Raw genomic sequence first — 11,284 nt, forward strand, 5'->3', positions numbered from 1 at the left:
GGCGTGTCCCGTGGGCGCCCCGGGTCCCCGTTCGCGCCTCCCGTGCCCTCTCCCGGACGTCCGGTCGAACGATTTCGGCCCTCTCCCCGGGGAGTGCCGCGGCGGTCGCGGGGCAGGTGGGTTCCGGCCCCGTTCAGGAAGGTGTCGGGGGGCCGGCGCGTCCCCTCGGGTGTGATCCCGATCACGCTACCGAAGGTTGACAGTCCGAAGCGCTGTGCGCCCCCGTGAGCCGTTTCGGGGGTAGGGCCGCATATGGGGAGTCGGACGCCATCGGTTCAGGGCATCTCATGTGCCTTCAGGGCCCGGCAAAGCGCCATTGCTGTCAGTCCTGCCGGTAGAATGGAGACTCCGCCTCACCGCGGACCATGTCGAGTGACACGGCCGCTCCGCTCTTCCGTGGAGTCGGTCCGTGCTGTGCCAGAAAGGGCGCTTCGTGGCCGATTCCGGCAGTTTCAACGAGAACACCCCGGCCGCCGCCGCGACCCCCGCTCCGGGGGACTCCTCGTACGACGCGAGCGCGATCACGGTCCTGGAGGGCCTGGACGCCGTTCGCAAGCGCCCCGGCATGTACATCGGCTCCACCGGTGAGCGGGGTCTGCACCACCTCGTCCAGGAGGTGGTCGACAACTCCGTGGACGAGGCCCTGGCCGGGCACGCGAGCCGCATCGAGGTGACGCTGCTGGCCGACGGCGGCGTGCGCGTCGTCGACGACGGCCGCGGCATCCCGGTGGACATCGTCCCCTCCGAGGGCAAGCCGGCCGTCGAGGTCGTGCTCACCGTGCTGCACGCCGGCGGCAAGTTCGGCGGCGGCGGCTACGCCGTCTCCGGCGGTCTGCACGGCGTCGGCGTCTCCGTGGTCAACGCCCTGTCCACCCGCGTGGAGGTGGAGATCCACCGGGACGGCCACCGCTGGACCCAGGACTACCGGATGGGCGTCCCCACCGCGCCCCTGGCCCGGCTCGAGGAGACCGACCGCACCGGCACCTCGGTCACCTTCTGGGCCGACGGCGACATCTTCGAGACCACCGACTACTCCTTCGAGACGCTCTCCCGGCGCCTCCAGGAGATGGCCTTCCTCAACAAGGGCCTGACCATCTCGCTGACCGACGAGCGGGAGTCCGCCAAGCAGACCGCGGGCGCCGACACGGCGGGCAGCGAGGACGAGAACCAGGCCCGCCGGGTGAGCTACCACTACGAGGGCGGCATCGTCGACTTCGTGCGCCACCTCAACTCCCGCAAGGGTGAGCCGGTGCACCCCTCGGTCATCTCCATCGAGGCGGAGGACACCGAGCGGCTGCTGTCGGTGGAGATCGCGATGCAGTGGAACACCCAGTACACCGAGGGTGTCTACAGCTTCGCCAACACCATCCACACCCACGAGGGCGGCACCCACGAGGAGGGCTTCCGCGCCGCGCTGACCTCCCTGGTCAACCGCTACGCGCGGGAGAAGAAGCTGCTGCGGGAGAAGGACGACAACCTCACCGGCGAGGACATCCGCGAGGGCCTGACCTCGATCATCTCGGTGAAGCTCGGCGAACCGCAGTTCGAGGGCCAGACCAAGACCAAGCTCGGCAACACCGAGGCGAAGACCTTCGTCCAGAAGATCGTCCACGAGCACCTGGCGGACTGGCTGGACCGCAACCCCACCGAGGCGGCGGACATCATCCGCAAGGGCGTCCAGGCCGCGACCGCCCGGGTGGCGGCCCGCAAGGCCCGCGACCTGACCCGCCGCAAGGGGCTGCTGGAGACCGCCTCGCTGCCGGGCAAGCTGAGCGACTGCCAGTCCAACGACCCGACCAAGTGCGAGATCTTCATCGTCGAGGGCGACTCCGCCGGCGGCAGCGCCAAGTCCGGCCGGGACCCGCAGTACCAGGCGATCCTCCCGATCCGCGGCAAGATCCTCAACGTGGAGAAGGCCCGGATCGACAAGGTCCTGCAGAACACCGAGGTCCAGGCGCTCATCTCGGCCTTCGGCACCGGCATCCACGAGGACTTCGACATCTCGCGGCTGCGCTACCACAAGATCATCCTCATGGCCGACGCCGACGTCGACGGCCAGCACATCAACACCCTGCTGCTGACCCTGCTGTTCCGCTTCATGCGGCCGCTGGTCGAGGCCGGCCACGTCTACCTCTCCCAGCCCCCGCTGTACAAGATCAAGTGGGGTCGGGACGACTTCGACTACGCCTACTCCGACCGTGAGCGCGACAGCCTCATCCGGATGGGCCGGGAGCAGGGCCGGCGGATCCGCGAGGACTCCATCCAGCGCTTCAAGGGCCTGGGCGAGATGAACGCCGAGGAGCTGCGGATCACCACCATGGACACCGCCCAGCGCGTGCTGCGCCAGGTGACCCTGGACGACGCGGCCGCCGCCGACGACCTGTTCTCGGTACTGATGGGGGAGGACGTGGAGGCCCGGCGCTCCTTCATCCAGCGCAACGCCAAGGACGTCCGCTTCCTGGACATCTGACGATCGGACGCGGGCGCGCCGGGCCCCGGTGCCCGGCGCCCCCGTCCCCGTCGGCCGACCGCCGGCACCATCCGGCCCCCTCCCGGACTCCGGGACCGAACCAGCTCGCCACGCCCCGAAGGGAACGGACCCACCCACATGGCCGAGGACATCACCCCCCCGCCGGACGGCGCCGCCGAATCCCCCGTCGCGCCCCTCCTGGCCGCCGAGGCGGGGGACCGCATCGAGCCGGTGACGCTCGAGTCGGAGATGCAGCGCTCCTACCTCGACTACGCCATGAGCGTCATCGTCTCCCGCGCCCTGCCGGACGTGCGGGACGGCCTGAAGCCGGTGCACCGCCGCGTGCTGTACGCGATGTACGACGGCGGCTACCGCCCCGAGCGCGGCTTCTACAAGTGCGCCCGCGTGGTCGGCGACGTGATGGGCACCTACCACCCGCACGGCGACTCCTCCATCTACGACGCCCTGGTGCGGCTCGCCCAGCACTGGGCGATGCGGATGCCGCTGGTGGACTCCAACGGCAACTTCGGCTCGCCGGGCAACGACCCGGCCGCCGCCATGCGGTACACCGAGTGCAAGATGGCCCCGCTGGCCATGGAGATGCTCCGGGACATCGACGAGGAGACCGTCGACTTCCAGGACAACTACGACGGCCGGAACCAGGAGCCGACCGTCCTGCCCGCCCGCTTCCCGAACCTGCTGATCAACGGCTCGGCCGGGATCGCGGTCGGCATGGCCACCAACATCCCCCCGCACAACCTGCGGGAGGTGGCCGCCGGCGCCCAGTGGTACCTGGAGAACCCCGAGGCGACCCCGGACGAGCTGCTCGAGGCGCTGATCGAGCGGATCAAGGGCCCCGACTTCCCCACCGGGGCGCTGATCGTCGGCCGCACCGGCATCGAGGATGCCTACCGCACCGGCCGCGGCTCGATCACCATGCGCTCGGTGGTCGAGGTCGAGGAGATCCAGGGCCGGCAGTGCCTGGTCGTCACCGAACTGCCCTACCAGGTGAACCCGGACAACCTGGCGCTGAAGATCGCCGAGTTGGTCAAGGACGGCCGGATCGGCGGCATCGCCGACGTGCGCGACGAGTCCTCCTCGCGCACCGGGCGGCGTCTGGTGATCGTCCTCAAGCGGGACGCCGTCGCCAAGGTCGTGCTCAACAACCTCTACAAGCACACCGACCTGCAGACCAACTTCGGCGCCAACATGCTGGCCCTGGTGGACGGCGTGCCGCGCACCCTGTCGCTGGACGCCTTCATCCGCAACTGGGTGGGCCACCAGATCGACGTCATCGTGCGCCGCACCCGCTTCCGGCTGCGCAAGGCCGAGGAGCGCGCCCACATCCTGCGCGGCCTGCTCAAGGCGCTGGACGCGATCGACGAGGTCATCGCACTGATCCGGCGCAGCCAGACCGTCGAGGAGGCCCGCGGCGGCCTGATGTCGCTGCTGGAGATCGACGAGATCCAGGCCAACGCCATCCTGGAGATGCAGCTGCGCCGACTGGCCGCCCTGGAGCGGCAGAAGATCACCGCCGAGCACGACGAACTCCAGGCGAAGATCAACGAGTACCAGGCCATCCTGGCCTCCCCGGAGCGGCAGCGCTCCATCATCAGCGAGGAACTGGCCGCCATCGTCGACAAGTTCGGCGACGACCGGCGCAGCCGCCTGGTGCCCTTCGAGGGCGACATGTCCATCGAGGACCTGATCGCCGAGGAGGACATCGTCGTCACCATCTCCCGGGGCGGCTACGTCAAGCGGACCCGGACCGACGACTACCGGGCCCAGAAGCGCGGCGGGAAGGGGGTGCGGGGCACGAAGCTGAAGGAGGACGACATCGTCGACCACTTCTTCGTCTCCACCACCCACCACTGGCTGCTGTTCTTCACCAACAAGGGCCGCGTCTACCGGGCCAAGGCGTACGAGCTGCCGGACGCCGGCCGCGACGCGCGCGGCCAGCACGTGGCGAACCTGCTGGCCTTCCAGCCCGACGAGCGGATCGCGGAGATCCTCGCCATCCGGGACTACGAGGCCGCCCCGTACCTGGTGCTGGCGACCAAGTCCGGTCTGGTGAAGAAGACCCCGCTCAAGGACTACGACTCGCCCCGCTCGGGCGGCGTCATCGCCATCAACCTGCGCGAGATGCCCGACGGGCGCGACGACGAGCTGATCGGCGCGGAGCTGGTCTCCTCCGAGGACGACCTGCTGCTGATCAGCCGCAAGGCGCAGTCCATCCGGTTCACCGCCTCCGACGAGGCGCTGCGGCCGATGGGCCGGGCGACCTCCGGCGTGAAGGGCATGGGATTCCGCGAGGGCGACGAGCTGTTGTCGATGAACGTCGTGCGGCCGGGTACCTTCGTCTTCACCGCAACCGACGGCGGATACGCCAAGCGCACCCCGGTGGACGAGTACCGGGTGCAGGGACGCGGTGGCCTGGGCATCAAGGCCGCCAAGATCGTCGAGGACCGGGGCTCCCTGGTCGGCGCCCTGGTGGTGGAGCGAACGGATGAGATTCTGGCCATCACCCTGTCCGGGGGCGTGATCCGCACGCGGGTCGAGGAGATCCGCGAGACCGGCCGTGACACCATGGGCGTCCAGCTCATCAACCTGGGCAAGCGCGATGCGGTGGTCGGCGTCGCCCGGAACGCGGAGGCGGGCCGGGAGGCCGAGGAGGTCGCCGAGGCGGGTGACCCCGCCGACGACGGAACCGCCGGGGCCGGTGCGGACGTCCCGACCGGTGCCGTATCGGGCGAGGCCGACGGCGACGAGGAGTAAGGCGTGAGCGCAGCCGAGGGAGCCCCCCGGGGCGGCGGCGGGGGAGAGCACGGACGGGCACCGGACGCACCGGGCACCACGCCCGACCGGCCCTCCCGGTCCGCCGACGACCCGGAGGTCCCCGGCGGCGAGCACGGCTCCGGGGACACCCGTTCCCGGGGAGGATCGACGCGTGGGGGAACCACGATGACCAGTGCCCGACCCGTGGACCCCTATGCCCCGGATGGGCAGGAGAAGGGCCAGGCGGAGCGCTACCACCCGCCGCAGGCGTACCAGGCCCCGGCCGGCGCCCTGCCCGCGGCCGACGGCTCGGGGGCGCGCCCGGACGAGACCACCCGACTGCGCCCGCAGACCGACGGGCCCGGCCGGGGGCAGCAGCCCGGCGGCCGGCCGGGGCAGCACGGCCCGCAGGCCGACGCCGGCTACGGGCCGCCGGAGCAGCCGCACCAGGCGATGCGGCGTCCGCGCACCGGGGCCCGGACCGTGCCGCGCACCCGCAAGGCGCGGCTGCGGGTGGCCAAGGCCGACCCGTGGTCGGTGATGAAGGTGAGCTTCCTGCTCTCCATCGCGCTGGGGATCTGCGGCGTGGTCGCGGTGGCGGTGCTGTGGATGGTCATGGACTCGATGGGGGTCTTCTCCACCATCGGCGCCACCATCAGCGAGGCCACCGGTACCGAGAACAGCAGCGGTTTCGACCTGGAGGCGTTCCTCTCCCTGCCCCGGGTGCTGATGTTCACCGGTCTGATCGCCGCCATCGACGTGGTGCTGGCCACCGCCCTGGCCACGCTGGGGGCCTTCATGTACAACCTCTCCGCGGGCTTCGTGGGCGGCGTCGAGCTGACCCTCGCCGAGGACGAGTGATTCCCGCCGGTCGGGGGCGTTCCGCGGTCGGTCGCCCCCGCCGGCGGGACCGGCGCCGATTTGGGAGCGGGCCGGACCATGCGCTAATCTTTCGGTGCAGCGCGGGGCTATAGCTCAGATGGTTAGAGCGCATCCCTGATAAGGATGAGGCCACAGGTTCAAGTCCTGTTAGCCCCACTCGCGAGAAGACCCCCGGCCGGTACCGGCCGGGGGTCTTCGACATTCACGGCCGGTACCGGTCGGGCCCGTTCCGCGGCCCGTTGACGCCAACGGTTGACGCCGGCGCGGCTGTCCGGGGTGGTGACCGGGAGGGCGGCCGGCCCCCGCCCGGGGCCCCCGGGGTCGCGGAAACGGGGGCGGCGACCCGGCGAGCGGGCCCCGTTGGGCAGGACACGATTGGGTATCATCGGCGCCGGATGCTCCACATGATGTCGAAGAAGGACGAGGTAGCACGGTGAAGAAGCTCCTCCTGGTCGCACTGGTCGCCGCGGGCGGCATCCTGGTGTACCGCCAGATCCAGCAGGGCAAGGCCGAGCAGGACCTGTGGACCGACGCCACCGACCCGGTTCCGGGCGACGCCGTCCCCGCGGGCGTCGGCGCCACGACGGACCACTGAACGCCTCCCGGAGCCTCCCGTGAGCCGATCCGGCCGCGGGTCGGACCGGTACGGGCCCCCCACCGCCGTGCGGCGGTGCGGGGCCCGCGGCGTGTTCGGGGTCCGGGGGTCCGGCGCGGCGGGGCCCGGCGGTGGGCATGTGCGGTGGTGATCACGGCGCCGTGAACCGCCGGGCGGTGTGCGCCCGATGGAGCCCCGCCCTCCTTTCGTGATCATGACCGGGTGGTTGTGGCGAGACCGTGACACGCCTCGTCTTGTTGTGTGCGCGTGCAAACTCATACGGTGCTCTCGGGGTTCGCGCCGGGGCGGGCCCCGGTGGAGCCCGGCCGTCCCCGCGTGAGCGTGCCGGGGAGCGGGTCGAGCGACGAGGGGGAGAGCGGGCATGGGCGCGATACCGGACACGCCGGCCGGGGACGACACCCGGGACGACGGGGGCCGCACCGCCCGCCGGGCGGCGCGCCGGCCCCTCGGGGGGCTCGGCGCCCTCACGGCCCTCACCGTCCTGGCCGGCGGTCTCCTCGCCGCCCTCCCCACGGCCCTGCCGCCGGGTGCGCCCGGCGGCGCGACGGCCCATGCCGCCCCCGCCGACGTTCCCGGCGGCCTGATCCTCGTGCTGGACGCCTCCGGCTCGATGGCCGAGGACGACGGCACCGGCACCACCCGCATGGACGACGCCCGCGAGGCCCTGGGCACCGCGGTGGACGCCCTCCCCGAGGGGTACCCGACGGGGCTGCGGCTGTACGGCTCGGACAGCAGCGACTGCACCGACACCCGGCTCGCGCAGCCGGTCGAGCCGGTGGACCCGGAGGCCATCCGGGACGCGCTGGGGGCGGTCGGTCCCACCGGCAACACCCCCACCTCGCTGGCCCTGGAGCGGGCCGTGGAGGACCTCCCGGAGGTGCCGCACGGGGCCATCGCCCGGCGCACCGTCCTGCTGATCTCCGACGGCGAGTCCAACTGCGAGGGGGAACCGCCCTGCGAGGTCGCCGAGCGGCTGGCGGGCGACGGCGTGGACCTGCGGATCGACACCGTCGGCTTCCGGATCGGCGAGGAGGGCCGCGCCGAGCTGGAGTGCATCGCCGAGGCGGGCCACGGCACCTACTACGACGCCCCCGACGGCGAGGCGCTGGGCCGCGAGTTGGAGCGCGCCGCCCGACTGTCCGCCGACGGCTACCGCTTCGAGGGCGAGGAAGTGGACGGTGGCGCGGGCGGGGCGGACACCGGCTCCGCGCCGACCCTGGGGCCCGGCGGGTACCTGGACCGGATCGGGCCCGGTGAGACCCGCTGGTACGCCGTGGACCTGGACGACGTGTCCACCGCCGATCTCGCGGTGACCGCCGTGCCCCACCCCGGGGTGGCCGTGCACCGCCGCGACGGGCTGCGCCTGACGCTCTCGGAATCCCCGGAATCCCCGGGGCCCCCGGACAACCTCCGCCGCTGCGTGCGGGAGGACGTGCGCTTCGGGGACGACGAGGGCGCGATGATCCTGACCGGGGTCGTCAGCCGGGTGCCGAGCCCCGGCGGTAACTCGACCTGTGACGCGGCCGGCCGGTACCTGCTGTCGGTGGAGCGGGAGAGCGAGGAGGGCTCCGACGGGGCCCACTGGCCGATCGAGCTGCGGGTGACGGTGGAGGAGCCCTTGCCGGACGACGTGCGTCCGGCGGCCTCCGCCACCTCCTACGGCGCGGCCGGGCCGGACGCCCCGCTGCCCACCGACGAGCCCGTGGACATCGAGGGCGGCACCGGCTTCAACGACGCGGTCGAACTCGCCCCGGGCGTGCACCGGGACCGCCTGCTGCCGGCCCAGACCCGTTTCTACCGGGTTCCGGTGGGTTGGGGGCAACAGCTGCGCTACCGGGTGGAGTTCGGCAACGAGCCGACGCTGGAGGGCAACCCCGGCTCCTCGTGGGTGCGGACCGCGGCGTACGCGCCGCACCGCGCGCCCATCGGGCGCGGCGACTTCCGCGTCGAACGCCCCTACCGGGGAGAGGAGTCGGCGGTGGACATGGGCACCGTGCCGGTGACCTGGACCAACCGCTACGAGAGTTCGACGGCGGTGGCCCCGGTGCGCTCGCCCGGTCACCACTACATCGCCGTCTCGCTCGGCCCGGGCGCGACGGAGATCGCGCGCAACGCGGCGATCGGTGTCGTGCTGCGGGTGGACGTGGTGGGGGAGGAGCTGACCGGCCCCGGCCACGACGCCGTCCCGGTCGCCGACGGGGAGAACCGTGACGGTGACGACAACGGCGACGACGGTGACCGGGGCAACGCCGGCGACGGGACCGACGCCGGCGGGGACCGGGACGCCGGGAACACCGCCGCCGACGGGTCGGGATGGGGCGCCCCGCTGATGGCGGCGCTGGGCGGCGCGGGAGCGGTGCTGCTGATCGCCGGCATCGCCTTCGCGGTGACCCGGCTCCGGGCGCCGCGCCCCGCGCCGGTCCCACCGGCCGCCGCCCCGGGGGCCCCCGGGGGCCCGTACGGCGGCACCGGTGGACCGCGGGGCACCGATGACAACGGGAACGACACGAGAGGTGACCGGTGATGGGGGCGGTACGACACGGACACATCCCTCCGGCCGGGGTGCCGGCGGGGACACCGGCGGGGCGCCCCGGCGCCGCGGCGGCCCGCCGGCTGCGACGGGGCGCCCTGGCGGCCGTGTGCACGGCCGTGCTGCTGCCGGTGTGGGTCCCCGGCGTCGCGTACGCCGAGGACGACGGGGAGGACGGCGGGGCGGCGGGCCCGACGACGTACACCATGGCGGCCGACGCCCGGCCGGTGGAGGGCACGGCCAGCACCGCCGACGCGCCCCGCATCGAGGCCGACGCCCTCTACACGGATTCCATCGAGCCGAACGAGACGCTCTACTACAGCGTGGTCCTGGACGAGGTCTCCGGCTGGTTCCTGTCGGCCGTCGCGGCGCCCGCCCCCGGTACCCGGGTGGCCTCCTCGGACGGCATCCGCACCGAGCTGAAGTCCACCGGTGGTGAGAGCTGCAACAACGACAGCCGTACCTTCGGTGCCGACGACGCGGCCCGTCCGATCGCGGCCTGGGCCACCCGGGTGGTGGATCCCGACCGGAACTGCCAGGCGGCCGGTACCTACCTGCTGGAGGTGACCCGCACCAGCGAGGCGACCTCCGATCCGGCACCGTGGCCGATGGAGTTGCGGGTGATGCGCGAACCGGAGGTGCTCGGCGGCGACACCTCCGCCCCCCACCCGGGGACCTGGCTCGACGAGATGCCGCCCGCCCCCACCGGGTCCGCCGAGCGGGTCGTCGGCGGCACCGGCTTCAACGACGCGCGGTCCATCGGCGAGGGTGTGTGGCGGGACGACATCGCCCCCGGCCAGACGCTCTTCTACCGGGTCCCGGTGGACTGGCACCAGCAGCCGGCGGTCACCGTGGAGCTGGCCAACTCGCCCACGGGGGACGGCTTCACCTCCGTGTACCAGGCGTTGGTCGCCGAGGTCTACAACCCGGCCAGGGCGCGGATCGTCGGGGTGGGCAACTCCTACAGCGGTGAGCAGATCCAGGTGGAGGGGTTCGCTCCCGCCCCGGTCGCCTACGACCACCGCTTCGAGGGCGACAGCGATGTCACCCGGGCCCGTTTCGCCGGGTGGCACCACCTGGTGATCCACCTGCACCGGGACGTCGAGCAGGTCACCGACGCCGACTCCATCGGTCTGACCATCCGGTTGTCGGTGGAGGGCGAGCCGCCGGCCGAGCCGCCGTTGTACGACGGGGACCCCTTCGCGGCCGGGTTCGGGGTCACCGAGGAGGACCGCCGACAGGCCGAGCAGGGTTTGAGCGACGCGGACGTCGCCGCCGAGCGCCGTGACACCCGGCAGCTGTTCGGCTTCGCGGGGATCGGTGCCGGGGTGGCGCTGCTGGTGGTGCTGGGCGGGTGGACGCTGCTGGGGCGGCGTTCCGCCGCGCGGAGCGGCTGAGGGGCCGCCCCCCGGGGTACCGCGTCGTCGGCGGGGTCGTTCCTTCGGGAGCGGCCCCGCCGACGCGCGGTGCCGGGGTTCCCGCGCACGTCGCGCGGCGAGCCCCGGAGCGGGTTCCGGGAGGCGGTTCCCACCGCCGGCGATCGGGTCCCCACCGATCGCCGGCGGCGCTCGGCCCCGGGGCGCCGGAGCGGGACGGACCCCTGCCCACCGGCCGGGGGGCCGGGGAACGGCTCAGGCCGTGACGACGGCCCACACCCCGGCGCCGATCAGCACCAGCGCCACCACCAGCAGGGTCACCGCGATCACCGGCGAGGGACCCGGCCCCCGACGGGCCCCGGCCCCCGACGCGGAGGCGCCGGTCGGGGCCGCGGCGGCCGTGGTCATCAACGGCGTCGGCGGGGTGTGCGAACCCGCGGCGCCGTACCCACCGGGCGCTCCGTACCCGCCCGGGGCGCCGGGCGCACCGGGCGGGGAGAGCGTCGTGGGCTGCTCGTGCACCCCCGCGCCGGACGCCGGCGGGGGCACGGGGGGCGGAGCCGGCGGGTACCCGTACGCCCCGGCGGGCGGATACGGGGAGGGCGTCGGCGCCCCGGTCGGGGAGGGCGACGGGG

Annotated in this window: 6 protein-coding genes, 1 tRNA gene and 1 pseudogene; 7 read left to right on the forward strand and 1 reads right to left on the reverse strand. The window is 73.2% G+C overall.

All coding sequences use genetic code 11. The features are described 5' to 3' along the window. Positions 1-409: 409 nt before the first annotated feature. The 7 genes from gyrB (at position 410) to FOE67_RS06420 (ending at position 10,670) form a co-directional block, all read left to right on the forward strand. Positions 410-2,470: a DNA topoisomerase (ATP-hydrolyzing) subunit B gene (gene gyrB / locus FOE67_RS06390; protein WP_182661348.1), complete on the forward strand. Its 2,061-nt coding sequence runs from the start codon at positions 410-412 to the stop codon at positions 2,468-2,470. A gap of 138 nt (positions 2,471-2,608) precedes the next feature. After that, on the forward strand, positions 2,609-5,245 hold the full coding sequence (gene gyrA, locus FOE67_RS06395; protein ID WP_228473610.1) for a DNA gyrase subunit A: 2,637 nt from the start codon (positions 2,609-2,611) through the stop codon (positions 5,243-5,245). A gap of 3 nt (positions 5,246-5,248) precedes the next feature. Further along, positions 5,249-6,106: a DUF3566 domain-containing protein gene (locus FOE67_RS06400; protein ID WP_323384357.1), complete on the forward strand. Its 858-nt coding sequence runs from the start codon at positions 5,249-5,251 to the stop codon at positions 6,104-6,106. A gap of 103 nt (positions 6,107-6,209) precedes the next feature. Next, positions 6,210-6,283, forward strand: a tRNA-Ile gene (locus FOE67_RS06405). Between the two features lie 277 nt (positions 6,284-6,560). Continuing rightward, entirely contained in the window at positions 6,561-6,722 is a 162-nt protein-coding gene (locus tag FOE67_RS06410) for a DLW-39 family protein (RefSeq protein WP_182661350.1), read from the forward strand. Positions 6,723-7,104: 382 nt separating this feature from the next. Then, positions 7,105-9,267, forward strand: coding sequence for a VWA domain-containing protein (locus FOE67_RS06415; RefSeq protein ID WP_182661353.1), 2,163 nt, complete (start codon positions 7,105-7,107; stop codon positions 9,265-9,267). After that, on the forward strand, positions 9,267-10,670 hold the full coding sequence (locus FOE67_RS06420) for a hypothetical protein (protein ID WP_182661355.1): 1,404 nt from the start codon (positions 9,267-9,269) through the stop codon (positions 10,668-10,670). Before FOE67_RS06415 ends, FOE67_RS06420 begins: the two co-directional genes overlap by 1 nt. A 234-nt stretch (positions 10,671-10,904) precedes the next feature. Here FOE67_RS06420 and FOE67_RS06425 read toward each other — a convergent pair. Beyond that, positions 10,905-11,284: pseudogene (locus FOE67_RS06425) on the reverse strand (hypothetical protein); the annotation flags it as partial.

The sequence above is a fragment of the Streptomyces calidiresistens genome (genome assembly GCF_014141525.1).
GTDB classification, from domain to species: Bacteria; Actinomycetota; Actinomycetes; order Streptomycetales; family Streptomycetaceae; genus Streptomyces; species Streptomyces calidiresistens.